21 protein-coding genes are annotated in these 25336 nt (G+C 75.1%); 6 read left to right on the top strand and 15 right to left on the bottom strand.

Translation table 11 applies throughout. The features are described from left to right. The first annotated feature begins 169 nt into the window (after window positions 1–169). Window positions 170–967 carry an inositol monophosphatase gene (locus AB0O91_RS19385; protein ID WP_363434626.1) on the top strand — a complete coding sequence of 266 codons (798 nt, stop codon included), beginning with the start codon at window positions 170–172 and terminating at the stop codon, window positions 965–967. A 127-nt stretch (window positions 968–1094) separates the two neighbouring features. Here the strand turns inward: AB0O91_RS19385 and AB0O91_RS19380 are convergent, their stop codons facing one another. The 4 genes from AB0O91_RS19380 to AB0O91_RS19365 all read right to left on the bottom strand — a co-directional run bounded on the left by AB0O91_RS19380 (window position 1095) and on the right by AB0O91_RS19365 (window position 6818). Next, window positions 1095–2609, bottom strand: a complete 1515-nt coding sequence (locus tag AB0O91_RS19380) for a pyridoxal-dependent decarboxylase (RefSeq protein ID WP_363434430.1) — start codon at window positions 2607–2609, stop codon at window positions 1095–1097. Further along, window positions 2606–3961, bottom strand: a complete 1356-nt coding sequence (locus tag AB0O91_RS19375) for a diaminobutyrate--2-oxoglutarate transaminase family protein (protein ID WP_363434623.1) — start codon at window positions 3959–3961, stop codon at window positions 2606–2608. Before AB0O91_RS19375 ends, AB0O91_RS19380 begins: the two co-directional genes overlap by 4 nt. Window positions 3962–4308: 347 nt before the next feature. Continuing rightward, complete coding sequence (locus AB0O91_RS19370; protein WP_363434620.1) at window positions 4309–5001, bottom strand: response regulator; 693 nt, start codon at window positions 4999–5001, stop codon at window positions 4309–4311. A 23-nt stretch (window positions 5002–5024) separates the two neighbouring features. Beyond that, window positions 5025–6818: an ATP-binding protein gene (locus tag AB0O91_RS19365; RefSeq protein ID WP_363434427.1), complete on the bottom strand. Its 1794-nt coding sequence runs from the start codon at window positions 6816–6818 to the stop codon at window positions 5025–5027. Between the two features lie 261 nt (window positions 6819–7079). Between AB0O91_RS19365 and AB0O91_RS19360 the strand changes: the two genes are divergently transcribed. Next, window positions 7080–8492 carry a cation:dicarboxylase symporter family transporter gene (locus AB0O91_RS19360; protein ID WP_363434424.1) on the top strand — a complete coding sequence of 471 codons (1413 nt, stop codon included), beginning with the start codon at window positions 7080–7082 and terminating at the stop codon, window positions 8490–8492. Between the two features lie 79 nt (window positions 8493–8571). On the opposite strand, the gene AB0O91_RS19355 is transcribed toward AB0O91_RS19360, so the two are convergent. Continuing rightward, window positions 8572–9537: a hypothetical protein gene (locus AB0O91_RS19355; protein ID WP_363434421.1), complete on the bottom strand. Its 966-nt coding sequence runs from the start codon at window positions 9535–9537 to the stop codon at window positions 8572–8574. Window positions 9538–9718: 181 nt separating this feature from the next. Then, a complete protein-coding gene (locus tag AB0O91_RS19350; protein WP_363434419.1) occupies window positions 9719–10312 on the bottom strand; it encodes an RNA polymerase sigma factor in 594 nt (197 codons plus the stop codon). A 224-nt stretch (window positions 10313–10536) separates the two neighbouring features. Here AB0O91_RS19350 and AB0O91_RS19345 point away from each other — a divergent pair, with 224 nt between their 5' ends. After that, complete coding sequence (locus tag AB0O91_RS19345; RefSeq protein WP_363434416.1) at window positions 10537–10911, top strand: hypothetical protein; 375 nt, start codon at window positions 10537–10539, stop codon at window positions 10909–10911. Between the two features lie 131 nt (window positions 10912–11042). Here the strand turns inward: AB0O91_RS19345 and AB0O91_RS19340 are convergent, their stop codons facing one another. From AB0O91_RS19340 to AB0O91_RS19310, 7 genes are all read right to left on the bottom strand, one after another. Then, window positions 11043–11633 carry an ATP/GTP-binding protein gene (locus AB0O91_RS19340; RefSeq protein WP_363434413.1) on the bottom strand — a complete coding sequence of 197 codons (591 nt, stop codon included), beginning with the start codon at window positions 11631–11633 and terminating at the stop codon, window positions 11043–11045. Window positions 11634–11727: 94 nt separating this feature from the next. Next, window positions 11728–12075, bottom strand: a complete 348-nt coding sequence (locus AB0O91_RS19335) for a DUF742 domain-containing protein (protein WP_363434617.1) — start codon at window positions 12073–12075, stop codon at window positions 11728–11730. A gap of 161 nt (window positions 12076–12236) precedes the next feature. Next, window positions 12237–12647, bottom strand: coding sequence for a roadblock/LC7 domain-containing protein (locus tag AB0O91_RS19330; protein WP_363434410.1), 411 nt, complete (start codon window positions 12645–12647; stop codon window positions 12237–12239). Then, complete coding sequence (locus AB0O91_RS19325; protein WP_363434407.1) at window positions 12644–15592, bottom strand: nitrate- and nitrite sensing domain-containing protein; 2949 nt, start codon at window positions 15590–15592, stop codon at window positions 12644–12646. The genes AB0O91_RS19330 and AB0O91_RS19325 overlap by 4 nt, the downstream gene beginning before the upstream one ends. 153 nt (window positions 15593–15745) lie before the next feature. Beyond that, the gene (locus tag AB0O91_RS19320; protein WP_363434406.1) at window positions 15746–16639 is read right to left on the bottom strand and encodes an MHYT domain-containing protein; all 894 of its coding nucleotides are present in this window, start codon (window positions 16637–16639) and stop codon (window positions 15746–15748) included. Between the two features lie 421 nt (window positions 16640–17060). Further along, the gene (locus AB0O91_RS19315) at window positions 17061–18425 is read right to left on the bottom strand and encodes a cytochrome P450 (protein ID WP_363434403.1); all 1365 of its coding nucleotides are present in this window, start codon (window positions 18423–18425) and stop codon (window positions 17061–17063) included. A gap of 128 nt (window positions 18426–18553) precedes the next feature. Further along, complete coding sequence (locus AB0O91_RS19310; protein ID WP_363434400.1) at window positions 18554–19621, bottom strand: RNA ligase (ATP); 1068 nt, start codon at window positions 19619–19621, stop codon at window positions 18554–18556. A gap of 518 nt (window positions 19622–20139) precedes the next feature. Between AB0O91_RS19310 and modA the strand changes: the two genes are divergently transcribed. The 3 genes from modA to AB0O91_RS19295 all read left to right on the top strand — a co-directional run bounded on the left by modA (window position 20140) and on the right by AB0O91_RS19295 (window position 23206). Next, window positions 20140–20988: a molybdate ABC transporter substrate-binding protein gene (modA, locus tag AB0O91_RS19305; RefSeq protein WP_363434397.1), complete on the top strand. Its 849-nt coding sequence runs from the start codon at window positions 20140–20142 to the stop codon at window positions 20986–20988. Continuing rightward, complete coding sequence (locus AB0O91_RS19300) at window positions 20985–21917, top strand: ABC transporter permease (RefSeq protein ID WP_363434394.1); 933 nt, start codon at window positions 20985–20987, stop codon at window positions 21915–21917. Before modA ends, AB0O91_RS19300 begins: the two co-directional genes overlap by 4 nt. 185 nt (window positions 21918–22102) lie before the next feature. Next, the gene (locus tag AB0O91_RS19295) at window positions 22103–23206 is read left to right on the top strand and encodes an ABC transporter ATP-binding protein (RefSeq protein WP_363434391.1); all 1104 of its coding nucleotides are present in this window, start codon (window positions 22103–22105) and stop codon (window positions 23204–23206) included. Between the two features lie 70 nt (window positions 23207–23276). Here the strand turns inward: AB0O91_RS19295 and AB0O91_RS19290 are convergent, their stop codons facing one another. Together AB0O91_RS19290 and AB0O91_RS19285 are read right to left on the bottom strand one after the other, a co-directional pair. After that, window positions 23277–23936 carry a response regulator transcription factor gene (locus AB0O91_RS19290; RefSeq protein ID WP_363434614.1) on the bottom strand — a complete coding sequence of 220 codons (660 nt, stop codon included), beginning with the start codon at window positions 23934–23936 and terminating at the stop codon, window positions 23277–23279. Window positions 23937–24028: 92 nt separating this feature from the next. Then, the gene (locus AB0O91_RS19285) at window positions 24029–25330 is read right to left on the bottom strand and encodes a histidine kinase (protein WP_363434611.1); all 1302 of its coding nucleotides are present in this window, start codon (window positions 25328–25330) and stop codon (window positions 24029–24031) included. Window positions 25331–25336 lie beyond the last annotated feature (6 nt).

The raw sequence follows: 25336 nt of genomic DNA, 5'->3' as shown, positions 1-25336 counted from the left end.
GCCGTCACCCGCCCACGGCCGGTCGTCCGGCCGCCGCCCCACCACCCCACCGGCCCCACCGCCCCACCGCCGACCGGCAAGCGTTCGCGCCCCGGCCACCCGTCCGCCGACACCCCCGCCACCCACTCGTGGGACAGTAGTAACCGGCGAAGGGAGCGCGAACGTGCTGATGGACAAGGTGGCCGAGATACTCGCCGAGGCGTCGGCCGAGGCGGTGGAGCCGCGTTTCCGCGCGCTGAGCGCCGGCGAGGTGATGGAGAAGGCACCCGGCGAGATCGTGACGATCGCCGACCGCGAGGCGGAGGCGATCATCGCCCGCCGTCTGCACGAGCTGCTGCCCGTCCCGGTGGTCGGCGAGGAGGCCGTGGCCGCCGATCCGGCGCTGGCCCGGGCCATCCACGACGAGCCCGCCGTCTGGCTGGTCGACCCGGTGGACGGCACGTCCAACTTCGTCGCGGGCCGCCCCGACTACGCCGTGATGTGCTCGCTGGTCCGCGGTGGCCTGACCGTCGCCTCCTGGATCTGGCAGCCCGCCGCCGCGACCGGCTACCGCGCGGAGCTGGGCGCCGGCGCCTGGCGCGACGGCGAACGCCTCACCCGCACGCCCGCGCCCGCCGACGCCGGAAAGCTGACCGGCATCCTGAAGAGCCGCTTCCTCGCCCCGGCCCAACGCCGCCGGATGGAGGCCGACTGCGCGGCCTTCGGCACGATCGACCCCGGCCGGAGCGCCGCCGGGATCGAGTACCCGGAGGTCGTCGAGGGCCGGGTCGACTTCATCTTCTACTGGCGCACCCTCCCCTGGGACCACGCCCCGGGCTCGCTCCTGCTCACCGAGGCCGGCGGCGTCGCGGCCCGCCTGGACGGCAGCCCGTACCGCCCGGAGGCCCCGGGCTGCGAGGACGGCCTGCTGGTCGCCGCCGACCCCGACACCTGGGAGCTCACCCGCGGCATCCTGCTGCCCGCCTGAGCACCCGGCCCGAACCCCGGACCCGAACCCCAGCCCCGTACGCCCCACCACCCTTACACCCGTACGCGCGTAGGCCCGTACACCCGAGCGCCGACCCCCGGCCGGCGCCACCCGCCCGTTCCAGGCGCTACCCCGCCCGCTCCCCGGCGACCTTGCGCCCCGCCCCGACCACCTCCCGCAGCAGCGCTCCCACTTCCCCCACCGTGGTGTGCGGGTTCAGCAGCGTGAGTTTCAGCCGCACCCGCCCCGGCCCCTGCCCCGGCAGTTCGGTGCGCCCGACCACCGCCCGCCCGCTGCGCAGCAGCAGGCGGCGCAGCTGTCCGTTCAGCTCGTCCAGGGCCGCCTCATCGGTCAGCCCGGGCGGCCGGTAGCGGAACAGCAGCGCGGTGAGGACCGGTTCGGCGTGCAGGTCGAGCGCGGGTTCGGCGCGGACGGCGGCCGCGGCCGCCAGGGCCAGGTCGTGGCAGGCGTCGACGAGTCGGCCGAGCCCCTCGCGCCCGAGGGTGCGCAGGGTGACGGCGAGTTTGAAGGCGTCGGCCCGCCGGGTGGTGCGCAGGGAGCGCCCGAGCAGGCTGGGGTATCCGGCCTGCTCGTCGTCGACCGGGTTGAGGTACTCGGCCCGACGGGCCAGCGAGACGTAGGTCTCCGCCCGCCGGACCAGGAACACTCCGGCGGCGGCCGGTTGCCAGCCGAGCTTGTGCCAGTCGAGCGAGACCGAGTCGGCGCGGGCGATGCCGTCGAGCAGCGGGGCGAGCCGGTCGGAGAGCAGCGCACCGCCGCCGTACGCGGCGTCGACGTGCAGCCAGGCGCCGTGGCGTCCGGCCAGCTCGGCGGCGGCGTCCAGCGGATCGATCGCGCCGGTGTCGGTGGTGCCGGCGGTGGCGACGACGGCGATCGGGGTCCGGCCGGCCCAGCCGGCCTCGGCCAGCACCCGTTCCAACTCGGCCGGGCGCATCCGGAGTTCGCGGTCGACCGGGACGGTGAGGACGGCCCGCTCGCCGAGGCCGAGCAGGGCGGCCGCGCGCTGGACGGAGAAGTGCGCGGCCTCGGAGGCCACGATGCAGGGCCGGACTCCGGCCGGGATGCCGTCCAACTCGACGATGCCGTCGAGTTTCTGGTCCCGGGCCAGCATCAGTCCCATCAGGTTGGACTCGGTGCCGCCGGAGGTGAACACCCCGGCGGCGCGGGCCGGGGCGTAGCCGACCAGTGCGGCGAGTTCGGCGAGCAGCGCGGTCTCCAGGGCCGTCGCGGCGGGCGCCTGGTCCCAGGAGTCCTGCGAGGGGTTGAGCACGCTGACCGCGAGGTCGGCGGCGGCCGCGACGGCGAGCGGCGGGCAGTGCAGGTGGCCGGCGCAGGCCGGGTCGGCCGGGTCGGCGGCGCCGTAGGCGAGCAGTTCGGTGAGCCGGCCCAGGGCGCCGCGGCCGCCGGCGGCGGTCAGGCCGTCCGCGACCAGCGCGGCGACCTCGGCCGGGCTGCCCGCGGGCAGCGGTCCGGAGCGCAGTGCGGTGCCGGTGTCCAGGGCGTCGAGGACGGTGGCCAGCAGCGGAGCGAGCGCGCCGGGCCCGCCCGCACCCCCGGCGAGGGCGTCCAACGCGCCTCCGCCGCCGCCCAGTTCGGGCACGCCCCCGGAGTGGGCCGTCACACCCCACCCCGGACGTCCGCGGCCGACGCCGCTGCGGGCGGTTCCGCCGAAGCCACCGCGATCGCCTCCGCCAGCCGTTCCAGCACCGCCGCGATCTGCTCGTCGGTGATGGTGAGCGGCGGCAGCAGCCGCAGCACCGCGTCGTGCCGCCCGCCGAGTTCGACGATCAGTCCGCGCGCCAGGCACGCCTCCCGGACCCGCACGGCGAGCGCCGGAGCGGCGGGGCGGGCCCCGCAGGCGTCGGGCCCGGCGGTCGGGTCGACCAGCTCGACGCCGATCATCAGCCCGCGACCGCGCACGTCGCCGATCGCCGGGAGTTCGGCGGCGAGTTCGCGCAGCCGGGCGGTGATCCGCGCGCCGGCGACGGCCGCCCGCTCGGCCAGGCCGTGCGCGGCGACGTACCGCAGGGTCGCGGCGCCGGCGGCCATGGCGAGGGTGTTGCCGCGGAAGGTGCCGGTGTGGGCGCCGGGCCGCCAACCGTCGTAGTCCTCGCGGTAGACGACCACCGCGAGCGGCAGGCTGCCGCCGATGGCCTTGGACAGCACCATGGCGTCCGGGACGATGCCGCTGTGCTCGACGGCCCACATCGCGCCGGTGCGCCCGACCCCGGTCTGCACCTCGTCCACGATCAGCGGGATGCCGCGCTCGGCGGTGATCCGGCGCATCGCGCGCAGCCAGCCGTCGGGCGCGGGCACCACCCCTCCCTCGCCCTGGACGGCCTCGAGGATCATCGCGGCGGGCGGCACCACCCCGCCCGAGGGGTCGTCCAGCAGCCGTTCCACGAACGTCACCCCGAGTTCGGCGCCCGCCTCGCCGCCGACCCCGAACGGGCAGCGGTAGTCGAACGGGTAGGGCAGCCGGACCACCTCGCCGCCGCCGGGCAGCGGCTCCTTGACGGCGACGTTGCCGGTGAGCGCGAGGGCGCCGGCGGTCATGCCGTGGTAGGCGCCGGTGAAGGCGAGCGCCCCGGCGCGCCCGGTGGCGGTCTGCATCAGTTTGAGCGCGGCCTCGACGGCGTCCGTCCCGGCCGGGCCGCAGAAGTGCACCCGGGCGCGGGCCGCGAACTCGGCGGGCAGGCTGTCGAACAGCGCGCTGGTGAAGTCGTCCTTCTCGGCGGTGGCGAGGTCGAGCAGGTGCAGCGGGGCGCCGCTGTCGAGGGTGCGGCGGATCGCCTCCAGGACGACGGGGTGGTTGTGCCCGAGCGCGAGCGTCCCGGCGCCGGAGAGGCAGTCCAGGTAGCGGCGCCCGTCGGCCCCTTCGACCGTCATGCCGTGGGCCCGGACCGGGACGATCGGGAAGGAGCGGGCGTACGTCCGGGCGGCGGACTCGCGGACGCGCTGGCGGCGGAGCACGGCCTCACCGGGGGACGGCGCCCCGGCGGCGGTGGCCCCGAAGGCGGCCTGGGCGGGTACGGCGGCGAGCGACAAGGCAACCCCCAGAAGAAGTTAGGTAAGCCTAACCTTATCGGTCGCGACCTGGCGGAATGCCTCGGGGGCACCCAGAACCACCCGAGCGGGTGAACCTCTCCCCGAACCTCCCCCGCGACCGCCCGCACCGCCCCCGGGCAGCCCAACGAGCGACGCGCCGGAAAGTCACGGGCGAGCCGGGCCGGGACGTCACGGGCCGGGACGCCACGGGCCGGCCGCCGCGAGCAGACGGCGCGCCGCCCGCACGGACCGGCGCACCCCCGGCCGGGGTGTCACCGCCCCTTCCACCGGTAGCAGAGCTCCGGCCGCCCGACGCTCCCGTACTGCGGCTCGCGCACCGCCCGTCCGGTGTCCACCAGGTGCTCGAGGTACCGCCGCGCGGTGATCCGGGACACCCCGGCCGCGGCGCCGGCGGCGGCCGCCGACAGCCCGGTGGCGGCCTCCCGCAGCACCGTGGCGACGGTGTCCAGGGTGGGCGCGCTCAGCCCCTTGGGCAGCGAACTGCGCTCGGGGGTGCGGAGCAGGGCGAACGCCTGGTCGACCTCGTCCTGACCGGTGGCCTCTCCGGTGCGCCCGAGGCTGTCGCGGTAGCGGGCGTAGCGCTCCAGCCGGTCGTGCAGGGCGGCCGCGCTGAACGGTTTCAGCAGGTACTGCACCACGCCCGCCGAGACCGCCTGCCGGACCATCGCGAGGTCGCGGGCCGAGGTGACCGCGATGACGTCCGTGCCGTGCCCGGCCGCGCGCAGCGTGCGGCACAGCTGGAGGCCGTGGCCGTCCGGCAGGTAGAGGTCGAGCAGGGTGAGGTCGACGGGCGTTCCGGCGGTGCGCGCCCGCTCCAGGAAGCGCAGCGCGTCGGCGCAGCTGTGGACGGTGCCGACGGCCCGGAAGCCGGGCTCGCGCTCCACGTACAGGGTGTGCGCGGCAGCGGCCACCGGGTCGTCCTCCACGACCAGGACGGAGATCAGGCTCCGGCCGTCCTCCGCCGCCGTCACGCCGGTGCCGCCGTCTGCTCCCGGGCCGCCCGACCGGCCAGCGGCAGTCGAACGGTGAGCACCGCCCCGCGCTCGCGGCCGACCTCGACGGTGCCGCCGTTGCGCCGGGCGGCCTGGGCGACCAGCGCCAGGCCGAGACCGTGCCCGTGGCCGTCCTGCTTGGTGCTCCAGCCGCGCCGGAACACGTCCTCGACGGCGGCCGGGTCGATGCCCGCCCCGGTGTCGGCGACCCGCAGCAGCAGCCAGCCGTCCTCCTCGGCGCCGTCACCATCGACGCCGACGGAACCACCGGAACCACCGTCACCACTGGAACCAGCAGCACCACCGTCACCAGCAGCACCAGCGGCACCGCCGCCACCGCACGGGGCGCCGTCGTCGATCCGCGCGGTGACGGTCACCTCCGGCGGGCCCGGGTGCTGCGCGGCCCCGGCGATCGCGGCGTCCACCGCGTTGTCGATCAGGTTGCCGAGAACGGTGATCAGGTCCCGGGCGGAGAGCCCGGGCGGCAGCACCCCGTCGTCGATCCGGCTATCCTCGGTGAGGGTCAACTCCACGCCGCGCTCGGCCGCTTGGGCCGCCTTGCCGAGCAGCAGCGCGGCCAGCACCGGTTCGCCGACCGCCGCGACCACCCGGTCGGTGAGCTGCTGGGCGAGCTCGAGTTCGGCGGTGGCGAACTCCACCGCCTGTTCGTGGCAGCCGAGTTCGATCAGCGAGACGACCGCGTGCAGCCGGTTGGCGGCTTCGTGGGCCTGCGCCCCGAGCGCCTCGGTGAAGCCGCGGACGGAGTCCAACTCTCCGCTGAGCGACTGCAGTTCGGTGTGGTCCCGGAGGGTCACCACCCGCCCCAGACCGGTGCCGATGGTGGAGGTGTTGAGCACCACGACCCGCTCGGCGGTCAGGTGCACCTCGTCCCGCACCGGCTCCTCGGCGAGCACCGCCGCCACCAGGGCCTCCGGCAGCCCCAGGTCCGCCACCGGCAGTCCGTCCAACTCGCCTTCCAGTCCGAGCAGTTCGCGGGCCGCATCGTTGCATAGCACGACCCGGTGCGCGCGGTCGAGCAGGATCAGCCCCTCGCGCACCGAGCGCAGGGTCGCCTGGTGGTACTCGTAGAGGTGACTGAGCTCGGCCGGGCCCATGCCGTGGGTGTGCCGCCGCAGCCGGGAGTTGGCGAGGTAGGTGCCCGCACCGCCGAGTGCGAGCGCGGCCACCGCGACCCCGACCAGGGCGAGCAACGGTCCGCTCAGCTGCGCGGAGATCGACTCCAGTGTCAGCCCCACGCTGACCAGCGCGACCACCTGGTGCCGGTCGTCCAACACCGGGGTGACCACCCGCACGGACGGGCCGAGCGTGCCGGTGTAGGTCTCGCTGCGGGTCTGGCCGGCCAGCGCCCAGTCGATGTGCCCGAGGTAGCGCTTGCCGATCTGCTCGGGCAGCGGGTGGGTCCAGCGCACCCCGTCGGTGTCCATGACGGTGATGAAGGAGACGCCGGTGTCCTGGCGCACCTGCTCGACGTACGGCTGGAGCGCCGCGGTCGGGTCGGGCCCGGCCACGGCGGACGCCACGGCCGGCGAGTCGGCGACGGCGTGGGCGACCATGGTGACCTCGCGGCGGGCCGCGTCCTCGGTGCGCCCGGCGGTGAACAGGTACGCGAGCACCGCGCCGCCCGCGACCACGGCGGCGACGATGACCACCTGGACGACGAACAGCTGCCCGGCCAGGCTGCGGACCAGCCGGCGTGACAGGGGGAACCATCGGCGACGCGAGCGGGTGGGGGCGGTGCTCACGGACATGCCTGCCAGTGTGCACCACGGCTCCGGACGGCCCGACGGTCGATCCGCCCGCATCCGCCCGGGGCCGCACGCATCCGCCCGGAGACGCCCGGGGACGCCCGGGGCCACCCCGGAAGGCGACCGGGCCGGCGACCGAGCCGGCCCGGTCGCGCCGACCGTGAACTCTATGAACGCAAACGTGACCTCCGTCACGCCCGACCCCCATAGTCGGAGCGGCCCACCACCCGGGGCCGCCAGGACTGCAGGGCGAAGGAGCCGCAGATGTCGACCACCGAGACCGCCACGGCGGGGGGACCCAGACGCAAGGACCGGACCCACTACCTCTACCTCGCCGTGATCGTCGCGGTCATCGCGGGCGTGGTGGTCGGACTGGCCGCCCCCGGGTTCGCCGTGGAGCTGAAGCCGGTCGGCACCGGGTTCGTCAACCTGATCAAGATGATGATCAGCCCGGTGATCTTCTGCACCATCGTGCTGGGCATCGGCTCGGTCACCAAGGCCGCGAAGGTCGGCAAGGTCGGCGGCCTCGCCATCGGCTACTTCCTCGCCATGTCGACCGTCGCCCTGGCCATCGGCATGGTGGTCGGCAACCTGCTGGAGCCCGGCGACGGCCTGCACCTGACCGCCGCGCTCGCCAAGGCCGGCCACGCCCAGGCGGCCGCCGGCGGCGCCCAGTCGACCACCGACTTCCTGCTCGGGATGATCCCCGACACCCTGTTCTCGGCCCTCACCCAGGGCAAGGTGCTGCAGACCCTGCTGATCGCCCTGCTGGCCGGCTTCGCCCTCCAGGCGATGGGATCGGCGGGCGCCCCGGTGCTGCGCGGGATCGAGCACCTGCAGCGGCTGGTCTTCCGGATCATGTCGATGATCATGTGGGTCGCGCCGATCGGCGCCTTCGGGGCGATGGCGGCGGTGGTCGGGGCGACGGGTACGGCCGCGCTGAAGAGCCTCGCCGTGATCATGGTCGGTTTCTACCTGACCTGCGCATTGTTCGTCGTCGTGGTGCTCGGCGCGCTGCTCCGCCTGGTCGCCGGGGTCAATGTGTTCGCGCTGCTCAAGTACCTCGGGCGCGAGTTCCTGCTGATCCTCTCGACCTCCTCCTCCGAGAGCGCGCTGCCCCGCCTGATCGCCAAGATGGAGCACCTGGGCGTCAGCCGCCCGGTCGTCGGCATCACCGTGCCGACCGGCTACAGCTTCAACCTGGACGGCACCGCGATCTACCTGACCATGGCCTCGATCTTCATCTCCGAGGCGATGGACAAGCCGATGTCGATCGGCGAGCAGCTCTCACTGCTGGTGTTCATGGTGATCGCGAGCAAGGGGGCCGCCGGGGTCACCGGCGCCGGACTGGCCACCCTCGCGGGCGGACTCCAGTCGCACAAGCCCGCGCTGGTGGACGGGGTCGGCCTGATCGTCGGCATCGACCGGTTCATGTCGGAGGCCCGGGCGCTCACCAACTTCGCCGGGAACGCCGTGGCGACCGTCCTGATCGGCCACTGGACCGGCGAGCTGGACGCCGAACGCGCCCGCCGGGTGCTGGGCGGCGAACTCCCCTTCGACGAACTCACCCTGGTCGACAGCCACGGCGGGGCGGGCGCCTCCGGCGCCACGGACGCCCCCGGCACCGCGGCCCCCGCCCCGGCCACGGCACCCGCCGCGACTCCGGTCACCACCTGAGCCGTCCCCGCACTCCCCCGGTCCGGCGCCACCCCCTCCCCCGGAAACGGCGCCGGACCGGGGGTCCCCCTTTCCCCCGTCAGAAATCCTGCGAACCGCTGACCGCCCAGGCCACCCCACTGGCCGGGTCCTCCAGGGCGACGTGCAGATGGCGCAGCCCGGCGGACGGCTCCTGCCAGGTGAAGCAGCGCATCCGGGCCACCAGGGCGTCCACCTCGACCCGGTCCGACCCGTCCGCACCGGCCAGCACGCCCAGCGCCCGCCACAGCCGCAGCCGTCCGTGGGCGCAGCCGTGCGTCCGGCCCACCGCGGCGGCCTGCACCAGCGCCGGATAGACCAGCGCGAACGGCAGGAACCCGCCGACCACCCGCCGGCCCCGCGCCAGCACGGCGGCCGCCTGCGGGGCCGGGCCGCGGACGCAGACCACCTCCGCCCAGGGGACCAGCGCCGCCAGTTCCGCCAGCCCCCGCGTCACCCGCTGCCCGCCCGGCCGGGCGCCCGACTGCGGGAGGTCGACCCCGCCCAACCCCTCCCGGCTGGCCGGCAGGGTCAGCACCGCGCTGCGCGCGCCCCCGCCGGGCAGGTACTCGCGCACCCGGGAGGCCTCGTCCCAGCCCGCCTTCTCCCAGGGCTCCAGTCGCAGCGGGACGCCGTCCGGATCGGGCTCGGCCCCGTAGGAGAGGTCCTCGCCGAGCAGGACCCGGGTGTGTGCGACCAGCCGGCGCACCGGGGCCGGGCCGAGCAGCGGGGCCAGCCGCAGCCAGGAGTGGCGGGTCGCCAGCACCTCCCAGAGCGGGCCCGCGTCGTGGTCGGCCACCCCGGCGGCCGTGCCCGCACCGCCGTCCGCGTCGAACAGCCGGACGGCCAGTTCGGGCGGCGCCGTGTAGGCGATCAGATGGCCGAGCGGCGCGGTCAGGGCCACCGCGGCCTGCTCCCCGGCCTGCACGACGGCGGCCGCCCGGCCCTGCCGGTAGGCCGCGAGCAGCTCGGGCCAGCGGCCGTCCTCGGCCAGGGCGCGGACGCTGTCGTCCTCGTACGTGATCACGATTTTCAGCGTACGGGCCGGGGTGGCGCATCAGCCGACTTGCCGTCGGCTCGGTGCGTCGGGGCGCACCCGCCCCGGCGCGCGCCGGACCGCCGTGCACCGACCCGGCGCGGTGCCCCCTCCGGCCCGGGCCCGGAGCACCGGCTCCCCGCCCGGAGCGCCGCCGCCCCGGAGCGGTTCCTCAGGACTCGCGCCGGCGCTCGTGCTCCAGCACGGCGCGCAGCCGGCCGTGGGCGCGGCGACGGGTGACGGCCAGGGTGCTGCGGTGCAGACCGAGCAGTTCGGCGGCCTCGTCGACGGAGTAGCCGTCCAGGTCGACCAGCACCACGACGCGGGCCTGCTTGGCGGTCAGGAAGCCGAGCAGGCGCACCACCTCCCAGTGGGCCTGCAGTTCGGCCGTCCCGCCCGGCGGTCGGTCGAGCACGGAACGCGCGTGCTCCACCGCCTCGGCCAGGTCCGCCTCCTCGGGCAGCGCCACCCGGCGGCGGTCCCGGCGCCACTGGTCGCGCAGGATGTTGGCCATCGTGGTGAAGGCGTAGGCGTACGGCTGCGGATGGCTGAGGAACCGCTCCGGGCGGCGGGCGATCCGCAGGTACGCGTCGTGGACGACGTCCCCGGCGGCGAGCGGGCTCCCGGTGAGCATCGCGGCCGCGTGCTGGAGTCTGGGCAGGAGGTCGGTGAACACCTGGTTGAAGTCCTCGGACCGGCGCTCCGTCGGGTGCGGACCGAAGTCCTTCCGCCCTCCGCCCGCGCGCCGCCCACTGCATTCCGCCATGCCGCTCTCCCCGGAAATCGGCATCCCGAACGCCCGATCGGGGCCGACTCCAGCCCCACCGAGCACGCTGTGACACAGCTCACATCATTAGACGTCCTCCCACCCTGCGCAGTCAATCGTGTGCAATTCGTCATCGACCGGACAGGGCGCGGGAGTTCATCCCATCCGCGACCGCACCGGCCGGACACTCCGCCCGTTGGATCCATGGAGCGAGGAGAACCGCCATGCGAGGCTGCATCGCCAGGAAGATCGCCACGTTCGGGATGGCCGCGACGGCCGCCCTGGGCGCGCTCGGGACCGCCACCACGCCGGCCGCCGCGGTGGCGGCCGGAAGCGACCAGAGCATCACGCCCGAGGTCGCCGCGGCCATGCCGCACATCGAGGCCACCGGCTACCACTGCGTCATCACCGCCAACTACGGCTGGCACTGGGAGGGGTACTGCAACGTCTACTCCGGCCAGTTGCGCACCATCACCTACTGCGCCAACGGCACCTCCTCCACCGGCCTGTGGATCGGCGCCCGCCCGGAGGCCTGGGACGTCTGGGGCGACTGTCCGGGGTCGACCTGGACCAGGGTCGTGTTCCAGTGGCACAGCTGAGCGGGTAACCGCTGCGGGGGGAGCGACTGACAGCTGACAGATTTCATCATCTGTCAGCTGTCATCTGTTATCTGTCGGTTGTCATCTGTCAGTCGTCGTCCGTCCGCTACCCGTCACGGTCACGACCACCCTCACGGGATCGGCGACACCTCCGCGAGCAACCGGGCCGCGTGCACCCGGCCGGCGTGCTCGACCAGGTTGATCAGCACCTCCTTGCCGGAGGCGCGCCGCCGGGCGTCGCAGAGCAGCACCGGCGTACCGGAGTCGAGGTCCAGAGCACGAGCGACCTCCTCCGGACCGTACGCACGCGTCCCGGCGAAGCGGTTCACCGCGACGACGAACGGGATGCCACGGTGCTCGAAGAAGTCGACGGCCGGGAAGCAGTCGGTCAGCCGACGGGTGTCGGCGAGCACCACGGCGCCGAGCGCCCCCTGCGCCAACTCGTCCCAGAGGAACCAGAACCGGTCCTGCCCCGGGGTGCCGAACAGGTAGACGGCCAGCCCCTCCCGGATGGTGATCCGCCCGAAGTCCATCGCCACCGTGGTCGTGCTCTTGCGCTCGACCCCGCCCAGGTCGTCCACCCCGCGCCCGGCCTCGGTCAGCCGCTCCTCGGTGCGCAGCGGACGGATCTCGCTGACGGCGCCGACCAGCGTCGTCTTGCCGACCCCGAATCCCCCCGCCACCAGGATCTTGAGCGCGAGGACGCTGTCGACCGGATCCAACGGGTCGAGCGGGCCCGCCGGGCCGGGCGCTCCGGGCGATCCGGACGGCCCGGCCGGCCCGGAGGACCCGGACGGTCGGCGATCGGACGGGTGGTCAGAGTGCGCGGAGCCCATGGATGACCTCCTGGAGGATGCGCTCGTCGGGGAGCAGGGCGGGTGGGACGGGCCGGCGGACCCGGATGAGCCCGGCCGTCAGGAGGTCGCCGAGCAGCACCCGCACGACGCCCGCCGGCAGGTCGAGGTCGGCGGCGAGTTCGGCCACGGACAGCGGCGTGCCCCGGCACAGGCCGAGGATGCGCGCCTGCTCCGGACCGACCGGCGGCTCCGGCACGTCCGGGGCGAGCGCCGGGTCCGGCAGCTCGGACACCACCACGGCGATCAGGTCGAACTGCTGCTCGCCGGCTCCGGTCCGGCCCCTGGTCATGGCGTACGGGCGGACCAGCGGCCCGGCCTCCTCGTCGTACCAACGGGCCCGGTGGGCGGCGGCGAGCGGGTTCCGGGGCGGCCGGTCGGGGTCGGCCCGCGGCTGCTCCGGATGTCGCTGGTGGTACGGGTGGAACGCGGGCACCGCCTGGTACGGGCGGTCCGGGTGGGGCACCGCACTCACCCGCCGTACCCCGCGCGGGGCGGGGCGCTCAGATGCTCGCCGACCCGACGGACCAGTCTCGCCATCTCGTAGGCGACCAGGCCGAGATCGGCCCGGGCGGTGGCGAAGACGGCCAGGCAGGTTCCCTCCCCGGCGGCGGCGACCAGCAGGTAGCCACCCTCCAACTCGACCATGGTCTGCCGGACTTCGCCCGCACCGAAGTGCCGCCCGGCCCCCTTGGCGAGGCTGTGGAAGCCGGAGGCGACAGCGGCCAGGTGGTCGCCGTCCTCGCGGGGCAGCCCGGCCGAGGTGCCCATCGCCAGGCCGTCGGCGGAGAGCATCACGGTGAACCGGACCTCGGGAGCGCGCTGGACCAACTCGTCGAGGAGCCAGTTCAGTTCCCCCGTGCGATGGGTGGTGCCGATCACGGCCGGTCTCCTTCGGGTCGGGTGGCGAGTCGCTCGCCGGATCGGGGGGCGGACGGATGGTGGCGCGGCGGCTGCGGCCGAACGGCGCCCGCCCCGAGGCCTGTTCCTGCGCCGGTTCCTGCGCCCGTGCCGGTGCCGGTTCCTGCGCCCGTGCCGGTGCCGGTGCCGGTTCCTGCGCCGGTGCCGGTGCCGGTGCGTGCGGGTGAGTCCGTGCCTGCGCCGCCGGGATCGCGGCCGGGACGACGACCGGCATCGGAGCCGCCCGCGGGCCCGTCCGGCCGCCGGTCGTAGCCCAGACCGCGGGCCCAGCCGCTCTGGAAGGCCGACATCGCCGCCCGGGCCTCCTCCGGGCTCCGGGGCACGGGCCCCGGGTCGGCCGCAGCGGTAGAGCTGCGGCGGCCGGCCGGGGCAGCACCGGACGGCGCCTCCCGGAGCTGCGGAACGAGGCTCGCCTGCCGCACCCGGCGCGGCAACTCCTCGACCGCCCGCACTGGTTGATCCGGCTCGGGGCGGGGTTCGACAACCGCGCCGTACGGCTGCGGCGGACCGGGCTGCGGACGGGAGGCCGCACCCGGGCCCCCGTCCGCAGCCGGTCCGGCCGTCCGGGCGCCGGGCGCCCGGAACGGGGTGCCGCGCATCGGCCCGGGCTCGTCGCCCCGGATGCCGAAGGACAGCAACTCCCCGCCCTCCGGCAGCGGCCCACCCGCCGCCGGAAGCTCGATCTCCGTCGGCCCGCCGTCCGGAGAGGCCGGTTCCGGCACGCGCCGGTCCGGAACCGCTACGGCGTCCGACTGCGGCACGGCCGCGTACTCCGGCACGGCCCCGCGCTCCGGCACGGCCCCGTGCACCGGTGCGGTCCCGAAGTCCGGCACAGCCTCGAAGTCCCTTACGGCCCCGACGTCCTGGCCGTGCTCCTCCCGCCCGTCCGCCAGCAGCCCGGTCGGCAGCAGGACCACCGCCGTCGTGCCGCCGTACGCGGAGGTCACCAGCGAGACCCTGACGTCGTGCCGCCGGGCGAGCCGACTGACCACGAAGAGGCCGAGCCGGTCGCTGTCGAACAGGTCGGTCTGTTCGACCGCGGCGATCCGCCGGTTGGCGGCGGCCAGTGCGGTCGGGCCCATGCCGAGGCCGCGGTCCTCGATCTCCACCGCGTAACCGTTGCCGACCTGTTCACCGCGGATGTGCACCCTGGTGTGCGGCGGGGAGAAACCGGTGGCGTTCTCGACCAGTTCGGCCACCAGGTGGGTGAGGTCGGCGACGGCATGGCCGACCACCGCGACGCGCGGCAGCGGGTGCACCTCGACCCGGGCGTACTCCTCGACCTCCGAGACGGCCGCCCGTACCACGTCCACCAGGGGGACGGGCCGCCGCCAGGCCCGGCCGGGGGCGGCACCGGAGAGGATGATCAGGCCCTCCGCGTGGCGGCGCATCCGGGTGGTGAGGTGGTCCAGCCGGAACAGGTCCGCCAGCTCGGACGGGTCCTCGGTGCGCCGCTCCATGGCGTCCAGCAGGGTGAGTTGGCGGTGCACCAGGACCTGGCTGCGGCGCGCCAGGTTGACGAACACCCCGGACACCCCGGACAGCACCTCGGCCCGTTCCACCGCCGCGGTGACGGCCGCCCGCTGCACACTACCGAGCGCCCGGTGCACCTGGCCGATCTCGTCGTCGCGGCCGGTCGGCCGGGGCGCCTCGGTCTCGATGTCCACCTCCTCCCCCGCACGCAACTTCCGCATCGTGGACGGGAGTTTGCGACCGGCGAGGTCAAGTGCCGAGTTCCGCAGGCCGGTCAACTCGGTGACCAGTCCACGGCCGATCTGCACCGAGACCACCAGCGAGGCGACCACTCCGAGCAGGCCGAACAGCACCGCGAGCCCGGCCGGGGTGAACAGGCCCGAGGCGTAGGGGTTCTGGCGCTCGGCGGCGATCCGGCCGGCCCGGTCCGCGACGCCGCGCAACGCGTCGGCGACGTTTCCGGCCGCCACCGCCCACCGGTCCGCCGGCACCGCGGCGACGGCGGCCCGGCCGTCGGCGGCGGTACGGACCCGCTCCTCGTAGTCGACCAGCTCCCGGTGGTCCGACCCGCCGGCCACGGCGAGCAGCGCCTCCCGGTCGGCGGGGCCCAGGTCGGCGGCCGCGCCCTGCTCGACCTCGCGCCGGGCGAAGGCCGTGCCGGAGAACTCGCGCAGCTGGTCGTCGCCGAGCCCGCCGGTGAGCTGGGCCGAGCGCAGCAACGCGTCCTCGCGGGAGAGGAGTTCACGGGAGCGGTCCAGCTCCGACAGCACCCGCGCGTCGGCACCGGCCCGGGCGCCCTGCGGCGGGGCGACGGCGCCGGACACCGCCAATGCCCGGTCCACGGCCGTGCCGTACGCGGCGTACGCCTCGGACCAGCCGACGCTCCGGGCCGACACCCTGTCGCGCAGGTCGGGCAGGGCGGCGAGCGAGGTGCCGAGGGCGTCCAGTCGGGCGGCGGCATCGGCGCCGAGGCCCTGGGCGTCCGCGCGGTTGTAGCCCTGACCGGGGTGGTGGGGGTCCGGGAAGAGCGGGGCGAACGCCCGGTCGGTCGCGGCGGCCGCCGCACGCAGGGCGCTCCCCCGGGCAGCGGCGGGCACCGTCCCCGGCACGAGCCCCGGCCCGGCCAACAGCTGTCCGGCGGCGGCGCGTTCGGCCTGCAGACCGGCGATCGTGTCGGCCACGGGCGTGAGCAGGCCGCGCTGGGCGTCACGCAGCCGCAGCTGGCCCCAGACGCCCTGGGCGGTGGTCACGGTGGCGAAGCCCCAGAGGGCGATCACGGAGACGACCGGGACCATCAGCAGGGCGATGATCCGGGCACGGACGCTCCGCGGCCGCAGCCCGCGCAGCCAGGCGACGGGGCGCGGCGGACGGGCGGGCGGTCCGGCATGGGCACCCCGGCGGGCGCCGGGGGCGGTACCGCGGTCTTCTCGCATGGGTGTGGGGCCTTTCGGGCGGCAGGGCGGGCACGGGGCCGGGGCAACGGGGCGCGGGGGATCGACAACTCGGGGGCGCAGCAGCACAGCAGGCGCAGCGGCGCGGCGGGCGCAGCGGCACAGCGGGCACGGCGGCCCGCGGGGCCGGACGGCTCAGGCCGCGCGACCGTGGCCGTACGGACCGCTGTCGTACCGGTCACCGTCGTACCCGGTCCGGTCGTACCGCTCCGTGCGTGCGGGGTGCGTCGGCGCATCCGCCGGACCGGCGGCCGGGCCGGGGAACTCCTCGACGGCCAGTTCCCCGGCCACCAGGCTCCCGTCCCGCTCCTGGGCGGTCGGGGAGAGCGCGACGAAGGCGGAGGCGAGGAACAGGAACGAGCCGAGGCCGACGGCGAGCGGGAAGACGAACTCCATCGGGCTGGCCCCGCCCAACCCGGTGCGGGCGGGCTCCAACCGGACGTGGACGGCGGCCATGCCGAGGTAGTGCATGCAGCTGACCGCCAGGCCCATGCCCAGCGCGGCGGCGGCCGCCGCGTACACGTTGCGGATGGTGACGGCGGCCCAGAGCGCGGCGGTGGCGGCGCCGACCGCGACCAGGACGGACAGCGCGACCGTGCCGGCGTCGTAGTGCAGCCCGCCGTGCATCCGGACGGCGGCCATGCCGAGGTAGTGCATCGCGGCGACGCCGACGCCGGTGGTGCAGCCGCCGCCCAGCAGGGCGAGGCCGCGGTGCCGGCCGTAGCAGACCACGGTCAGGCCGAGGCCGGTGACCACCACCGCGACCAGCAGGCTGAGCACGGTCAGCGGGACGCTGTAGCGCAGTTCGGTGCCGTCGACGGCGAAGCCGAACATGGCGACGAAGTGCATGGTCCAGATGCCGGAACCGATCGCGGCGGCGGCGGTGAGCAGCCAGTTCCGGCGGGTGGTGCCCGTGGCGGCCAGGCCGCGCAGGGTGCAGCGCAGCCCGAGGGCGGCGCCGGCGCAGGCCATCGCGTACGACAGGACGGGCGTCAGCCAGCCGAAGCTGAAGTTGTCGAGAGTGCCCATGGGACCTCCGGTCGAACGGTCGGGCCCGGGGCGGCAGGCGGTGCCCCCGGGCACCCCGGCCGGGCGGACTGCATCTGCTTGGGCATATGCCAAGCACATGTGCGCTTTCGGCTGGGGGTGCGAGGGACGCTATCGAGTGGCCGGAATCGGTCACGCGAAGATCTGAAAAGCTGCACGCGCGGCGGGAGCGGTGTGTTCGAATGCTCCGGTCCTGTGCCCGGCGGCCCGCGCGGGCCGTCGAGAGCCACCGGCCGCCACCCACCACCAGCCACCACCAGCCACCACCAGCCAGCGAACAACAAACAGCGAACAGATAACAGATTTCGAAATCTGTTATCTGTTCGCTGAAAGTTGAACTCTGAAATCTGTCAGCCGAAACCCCCGTCGAGCGCCGTCAGCCGACCGCCATCAGTCGACCGCCTCAGTCGACCGCCGTCACCCGCACCCGCATCGCACTCGCCGCCCGGAGCGTGATGCCCTGCGCCAGCGCCACCCGGCGGTCCACCACCTCCACGTCGAAGTCCCGCAGCAGCACCCCGAGGGCCAGCACCGACTCCAGCATCGAGAAGTGCTGACCGATGCACGCCCTCGGCCCGCCACCGAACGGGAACCAGGCGTACCGGTGCCGCGCCTTCTCCTCCTCCGGCAGGAAACGGTCCGGGGCGAAGCGCTCCGGCTCCGCCCAGTGCCCCGGATGCCGCTGGGTGACCAGCGGTGCGACCACGAGTTGCGCCCCCGCCGGTATGACGTGCCCGTCGATGACGGTCTCCTCGACCGCCCGCCGCCCGATCAGCGCCGCCGCCGGGAAGAGCCGCATCGCTTCCTTGAGCACCCGGGTGAGGTACGGCAGCCGCTCCAGGTCCGCCGCCGTCGGCGCCCGCCCGGCCAGAACGGTCCGCGCCTCCTCCCGGGCGAGCTTGCGCTGCTCCGGGTGCTTGGCCAGCAGGTGCAGCGCGAAAGCCAGCGAGGTGGCCGTGGTCTCGTGCCCGGCGAGGAGGAACACCAGGACCTGGTCCCGGAGTTCGGCCGCGTCCAGCTGCTCGCCGTGCTCGCCTCGCGCCCGCCCGAGCAGGGTCAGCAGGTCGTCCGCGTCCTCGTCGGCACCGCCCCGCGCGGCCCGCTCGGCGATGATCCGGTCGCAGACCTCGTACAGCGACCGCTGCGCCTCGGCGCCGCGCCGGTTGCCGGGCGTCGGCCAGGTGCGCGGCAGCCGGACCGGCGCGAAACCGCGCTCCATGACGTACTCGCCGAGTGCCGGGAAGCTGCGGTTGACCACCTCCACCGCCTCCTCCACGTCCGCGCCGAAGAGGATCCGGGCGACCGCGCGCAGGGCGAACCGGGACATCTCCTCCGACGCGTCCACCACTCCGCCCGGCACCGCCCGCCAGCGATCGGCGAGCGCCTGCGCCTCCTGCGCGAGCGCGTCCGCGTAGCCGTCCACCCGGCGCCGGGTGAACAGCGGCTGGATCAGCCGGCGTTGGCGCTGGTAGTCGGCGTCCTGGCTGGTCAGCAGTCCGTTGCCGACGCTGGTCCGCAGCTCGTCGTAGAAGTTGTTCTCCTTGCGGAAGTTCGCCGCCTCGCTGCCCAGCACCTGATGGACGCCCTCGGGCGAGAACACCCCGTAGAACTCCATCCGCAGGCCCGGCGGCCCGACCACGAAGCGGACCACGTCGCCGTGGTCGCGCCGGGCCTCGAGGTAGGTGCGCAGCGGGCGGCGGGTGAGGTCGAAGAGCGATCCGACCAGGGGGTTCCCGACCGGTCCGGGTATGGCGGCTGCGGTGGCCATCGGCACTCCTTCTGGACTTCCCCGGCGCTGGCTGCGCTTGGCGACCCTTCAACCTTACTGACGGGTATTCAGCCGAGGAAGCGTCGGGAGGGAGCCACTGTCACCGGCCACCCGGCCCCACCGGCGGCTCACTCGTACTCGGTGCCGCCCTTGCGGGTCAGGTACGCGTCGCCGACCACCTTGGCGATCGCCCGCCCGCCCAGCACCGGGCTCCATCGCTCGACCACCGGCCGGACCACCACGCCCTCGCGCACGTGGAGTTCGCGCCCGGAGTGGCTCTCCTTCCCCTGCGCGTGGGCCAGTACCGTCTCGGCGTCGAACGGCCCGCGCCACACTTCCGGCACCAACGGCAGTTCACCGTGCAGCAGTTCGGCAGCCGAAAGCCAGTTCAGCCGTCCGGCCGTCACGGCCGAGACGTCGAAGGCGGCGTAGCCGGGGTGCCCGGTACGCGCGGAGGCCCCGTACGTGAGGTCCTGCACGCCCTCGCCGAACACCTCGCCGAAGATCCCGACCCGCTCGGCGCCCAGCCGTTCGGCCAGCCGGGCCGCCACCGCCGGGATGCCGTACGCGCGCACGGCCCGCCAGTACAGGTTGCGCTCGTCCTCGACCAGCGCCAGCCCCTGGGCGCCGATCCCCTTGGAGGAGACCTGCACCTCACCGGTGGCCGCGATGTAGGTGACCAGGCAGCAACTGCCGTGCAGCTTCTCGGTCAGCACCACGGGCTCGCCCGGCGCGAAGACGTCGGGACGGCGCTTGAGGTTCTCGATGTCCACCCAGGGCAGCAGGTCCGGCGCGCCGATCACCTCCCCGCTCATCGACGTCGGCACCGGCGGCTGCCACTTGACGATCCCGAGCAGTTCGGCGAAGTCCTCGCCCCGGTCGGCGGCACCGGCCAGGTCGGCACCGGCCAGCGCGCCGGGCCGGCAGACGATGCCCTGCGACAGCTCGCCGCGCAGCCGGACCGCCTTCACCCGGTTCGCCCGGGCGCCGGCCAGCTTTCCGGTCAGGCCGAGCTCGCCGATCAACTCCTCCGGCAGAACGGCCTGTTCGGGGATGTAGACGGCGTGGTCGCCGGTCCGGTACGCCCCCTTCGCGACCACCGCCCGGTACAGGCCGACTTGAGCCAGCTCCAGGGCATCGGCGTTCGGGTGCTCCAGGATGACCAACCGCTCGGCGGTGACGCGCAGTGTGGACATGGACGGACTCCTCCCCCGTGGATCCGCTCGGATCGACTGTCGGGCCCGGGCGGCCGACCCTCGGCCGCACCTGCGGGCTGCGCCCACTCTGACCGCTCCACCGGCCGGAACGCGACGGGTTTTCCCCGCACCCCCACCTCCGCCCGACCCCTTCCGAAGAGCCTCTCCCCGACCCCTCTCCGCCCCCGCCTCTCCGCCCCCGCCCGGGCGACCCGGTACGGACGACCCGATACGACCCCGCGACGGCCCCATGTGCCCCGCGCGTCCCCGAACGTCCCCGCACGCCCCACGCGGCCCCGTGCACCCCGTGCACCCCGTGCACCCCGTGCACCCCGCCCAACGGTCCGTGCACGTTTGAGCCTTCGCACAGCAGCCCCACGGCCCCCGCCCCGCCCCCGCTGTGCGATGTGACAGGGGATTTATCGGTCGCATCTGCGGCACTATGATCGCCGTAATGGCCGCACCTGCGGCTACACCCCCGCGCCCCTTCCGGCGCGAACCCTGGAGGGGAAGCCCCGATGAGCACCCGCACCACCGCCTCCCGCAGACTCGCCGTCGCCACCGCCGCGGTGCTCGTCCTCGGCCTCGGGGCCGCCGCCTGCGGCAGCGACGGCGGCACGTCGTCCGGCTCCTCCCCGGCCACCACCGCCGCGGGCAGCCCGGGTGCCGACACCGGCACCGCCCCCAAGGCCAAGGGCACCGTCACCGTGTTCGCCGCCGCCTCGCTCAAGGAGACCTTCACCGAGCTCGGCAAGAAGTTCGAGGCCGCCAACCCGGGCGCCAAGGTCACGTTCAACTTCGGCGGCAGCTCCGCCCTCGCCACCAGCATCAACTCCGGTGCCCCGGCGGACGTCTTCGCCGCCGCGAGCCCGGCCACCATGAAGACGGTCACCGACGCGGGCGGCGCGAGCGGCCAGCCCAGCACCTTCGTCAAGAACACCCTCACCATCGCGGTGCCGAAGGGGAACCCCAAGCACATCGCGGGCCTGAAGGACCTCACCGGCTCCGGCGTGAAGGTCGCGCTGTGCGCGAAGGAGGTGCCCTGCGGCGCCGCCGCCCTGACCGCTCTGAAGGCCGCCGACCTCAACCTCACCCCGGTCACCCTGGAGCAGGACGTCAAGGGCGCGCTCACCAAGGTCGAGCTCGGCGAGGTCGACGCCTCCCTGGTGTACAAGACCGATGTGCAGGCCGATTCCGGCAAGATCGACGGCGTGGACTTCCCCGAGGCCGCCAAGGCCGTGAACGACTACCCGATCGCCGCGCTCGCCAAGGCGCCGAACAAGGACGGTGCCGCCGCCTTCGTCGCGTACGTCCAGTCGCCCGAGGCCAAGCAGGTGCTGACCGCGGCGGGCTTCCAGACGCCGTGACGGACCGCACCACCGGGCCCGGCAGCGGGCCCGACCGGAAACCCGACAGCGGGCCGTCGACGCCCGGGAGGTCAGCCTCCGGGCCGTCGACCCCCGGACCGGCGCGCCCGACCGCACGCCTCCGCCCGACCGCACGGCGCCGCCCGGGTGCGCCTCGTGTCCCGGTGACGCTGCTGCTCCCGGCGCTGCTCGGCCTGGCGTTCCTGATCCTCCCGCTGGTCGGGCTGCTGGTCCGGGCACCGTGGAGCGGCCTGTCCGAGCAGCTCACCAGCACCGCCGTCTGGGACGCCCTGCGGCTGTCGCTGGTCTGCGCGACGGCCGCCACGGCGGTCTCGCTGGTCCTCGGCGTCCCGCTGGCCTGGCTGCTCGCCCGCACCGAGCTGCCCGGCCGGCGGGTGATCCGGGCGCTGGTCACCCTGCCGCTGGTGCTGCCGCCGGTGGTGGGCGGCGTGGCGCTGCTGCTGGTGCTCGGGCGGCGCGGGATCGTCGGCTCCTGGCTGGACTCGGCCTTCGGCATCACGCTGCCCTTCACCACCACCGGCGTGGTGATCGCCGAGGCCTTCGTGGCGATGCCGTTCCTGGTGATCAGCGTCGAGGGCGCGCTGCGGGCCGCCGACCCGCGCTACGAGGAGGCGGCCGCGACCCTCGGCGCCTCCCGGCTGACGGCGTTCCGCCGGGTCACCCTGCCGTTGATCGCCCCGGGGATCGCGGCCGGCGCCGTGCTGGCCTGGGCCCGGGCGCTCGGCGAGTTCGGCGCGACGATCACCTTCGCGGGCAACTTCCCGGGCCGCACCCAGACCATGCCGCTGGCCGTGTACCTCGCCATGGAGTCCGACCCGGAGGCGGCGATCGCGCTGTCGCTGGTGCTGCTGGTGGTCTCCGTCGCCGTCCTCGTCGGGCTGCGCGACCGCTGGATGTCGACCCCGTGACGGGGGGCGCCGCCCCGGAGGAGTCCGGGCCCTCGACCAGGACCGGTTCCCCGGCGCCCGGGCCCGTCACCGGGAGCAGCCCCCCGGCCCCCGGGCGCACGACCGGGGGCCGTTCCCCGGAACGCGCCCCCGCGACCGGGAGCACCGCTCCAGACCACCGGCCCGTGACCGAGGACGCCGAACCGATGACCCCCCCGACCACGCCGACGGCCGCCCGCCCCGACCGCGACGCCCGCCCCGCGCTCGACGCCCGCCTACGGGTCGACCGGGCCGCCTTCACCCTCGACCTCGCCCTCACCGCCGCCCCCGGCGAGGTGGTCGCACTGCTCGGCCCGAACGGCGCCGGCAAGTCCACCGCCCTGCGCGCCCTGGCCGGCCTGCTCCCGCTCACCGGCGGCCACCTGCGCCTGGACGGCGACGTCCTGGAGGACCCGGCCCGGCGACTGCACACCCCTGCCGAACAGCGGCCGGTCGGCGTGGTGTTCCAGGACTACCTGCTGTTCCCGCACCTCAGCGCGCTCGACAACGTCGCCTTCGGTCCGCGCTGCCAGGGCCGCCCCAAGCGCGAGGCCAGGGCCGAGGCGGCGGCCTGGCTGGAGCGGATGGGGCTGGCCGGACACGCCGCGGTGCGCCCGGGCCGGCTCTCCGGGGGCCAGGCCCAGCGGGTGGCCCTCGCCCGGGCCCTGGCGGTCCGCCCCCGGCTGCTGCTGCTGGACGAGCCGCTGGCCGCCCTGGACGCCCGCACCCGGCTCGACGTACGGTCCCAACTGCGGCGCCACCTGGCCGAGTTCGAGGCCGTCGCGGTCCTGGTGACGCACGACCCACTGGACGCGATGGTGCTGGCCGACCGGCTGGTGGTGATCGAGGACGGCCAGGAGGTGCAGTCCGGCAGCCCGGCCGAGGTCGCCCGCCGTCCGCGCACCGACTACATCGCCCGCCTCGTCGGCCTGAACCTCTACCAGGGCCGGGCCGAGGGCACCCGGGTCGTCCTCCCGGACGGCACCGTCCTGACCACCGCCGAGGACCTCTCCGGGCCGGCCTTCGTGGCCTTCCCGCCCTCGGCCGTCACCCTGTACCGGGAGCGGCCGCAGGCCAGCGCCCGCAACCTGTGGCAGGTCGAGGTCACCGGCCTGGACCTGCACGGCGACCAGGTCCGGGCCGAACTCGCCGGCCCGCTGCCGATGGCCGCCGACCTCACCCCCGCGGCCGTCGCCGAACTCGAACTGGCCCCGGGCGCGGCGGTCTGGGCCTCGGTCAAGGCCGCCCAGACCCACGCCTACCCGGCCTGAACCACCCGCCGCCCCTGCCGCCCCCGCTGCTCCCCGCAGCCCGGCTCCCGGCTCCCGGCTCCCGCCGCAGTTACTCCGACGGCTCCACGAACCCGGACTCGTACGCCGCGATCACCGCCTGGGTGCGGTCCCGCGCCCCCAGCTTCGCCAGCACGCCGCTGACGTGCGTCTTCACCGTCTGCACCCCGAGGACCAGGTGCTCCGCGATCTCCCCGTTGCTGAGCCCGCGCGCCATCAGCCGCAGCACCTCGGCCTCACGCCCGGTCAGCGCCGCCCGGTCCATCGCCGCACGGGCGGCGGGGTTGCCGTGGGTGGCGGCCAGGCGGCGGATCGCGGCCGGGAAGAGCAGCGACCCTCCGGCTGCCGCCAGGCGTACCGCGTGGACGATCTCGGCCGGGCGGGAACGCTTGAGCAGGAAGCCGTCGGCACCCGCGCGCAGCGCCTGGTAGACGTAGTCGTCGTTCTCGAACGTGGTGATGACCAGGATCTTCGGCGGCCGTTCCCCGGGGGCGCCCGGGCGCAGCAGTTCGCGGGTGGCCGCCAAGCCGTCCAGGACGGGCATCCGGACGTCCATCAGCACCACGTGCGGGCGCAGCGCCCGGGCCAGGGCGACCGCCTCCGCCCCGTCGGCCGCCTCGCCGACCACCCGCAGATCGCCCTGGGCCTCCAGGACGGCCCGCAGTCCGGCCCGGACCAGCTCCTCGTCGTCGGCGAGCAGGAGGTCGGTCATGCCGGAGGCGGCACCGGCCCGGGCCCGACCCCGGGCCTCAACCTGGCCCTCGTCCCGCCCCTCGCCCCGACCCTCGTCCGCAAGATCGTTCGTCACGAGCCCAAGCGTAGGGGCAGTCGCACGTCGAGCACCCACTGCGCACTCCCGTCGGCGGCCGCCCCGGCCGTGGCCTCGCCACCGAGCAGCGCGGCGCGTTCCCGGATGCCGCGCAGGCCCTTGCCGCCCTTGCGCGAGCCGGCCCGACCGGAGCCGCCCCGCCCCGACCCCGCCCCCAGCCGGTTGGTGCAGCGGAGCTCCAAGTACCCACCCCGGACGGCGATCCGGATGTCGACCGGTTCGCCGGGCGCGTACTTGAGGGCGTTGGTGACGCCCTCCTGGACGATCCGGTAGGACTCACGGGAGAGCACCCCGGGCAGCACCCCGGCCGGTACCTCGATCCTCGCCTCGACCGGGCTGCCCGCGGCCCGGGCGGTCTCGAACAGGGCGGACAGCTGGCCGATCCCGGGCTGCTCGGTGGCCGCCCCGCCCCCGTGCGCCCCGCTCCCGCTCGCCCCGATCCCGCTCCCGCCCCCGTTCGCCCCGATCCCGCTCCCGCTCCCGCTCCCGTTCACCCCGCCCTCCTCGCGCAGCAGCACCAGGGTGCGTTCGAGGTCCTCCATCGCCCGCCGACCGGTCTCCTCGATGACCTCGAGCGCCCTGGCGACGAAAGCCGGATCCCCGACCTCGCGCGCGGCACCCGCCTGAAGGACCGTCACCGTCAGTGCGTGGCCGATGGAGTCGTGCAGCTCACGGGCCAACCGGTTGCGTTCCAGCAGCCGTTCCGCCCGCAGTTCGGCCTCCGCCAGCCGGTCCGCCGGGGACGGGCCCAACAGCCTTCCGGCCATCGCGAGTTGGAGGCGTCCGGCACCGACGATCAGCCAGCCGTAGCCGACCGCGACGAGCGGCGCGAACAGGAGGTGGCGCACGGCGTCCGGACCGGACAGCAGGTCGTAGGCCCGGGTCAGCCCGACGACCGTCGCGAAGCCGACCGCCGAACCGAGTGCCACCCGCCCGATCAACCAGCCGGCCATCCGCCGCCGGTCCGCCCAGGTCCGGGAGGGTTCGACGCCGATGTCCTCCTCCCGCTCGGGCACCAGCAGCAGCCGGGCCTGCACACCCTCGGCCCGTCGCGCCGCCGGGACGAGCGCGATCAGCGCCAGCAGCACGACGTCCAACCAGACGGCCCCGAGCAGGATCTCGCCCAGGCTCTTGTGGTACGTCCCCGGATAGACCAGCAGGACGACGCCCGCGAAGATCCACCCCACCAGCAGGTGCAGCAGCCGGGCGTAGGTGACGCCGGCCACCAGCGGGGCGAGGACCCTGGTCGCTCCGTCCCCGATCCGGGACGCGGTCATTCGTGG

It is taken from the genome of Kitasatospora sp. NPDC089797, from assembly GCF_040684795.1.
GTDB lineage: Bacteria > Actinomycetota > Actinomycetes > Streptomycetales > Streptomycetaceae > Kitasatospora.
The sequence above is the reverse complement of the archived record's forward strand: the minus strand, read 5'-3'. Positions and strand labels throughout refer to the sequence as shown.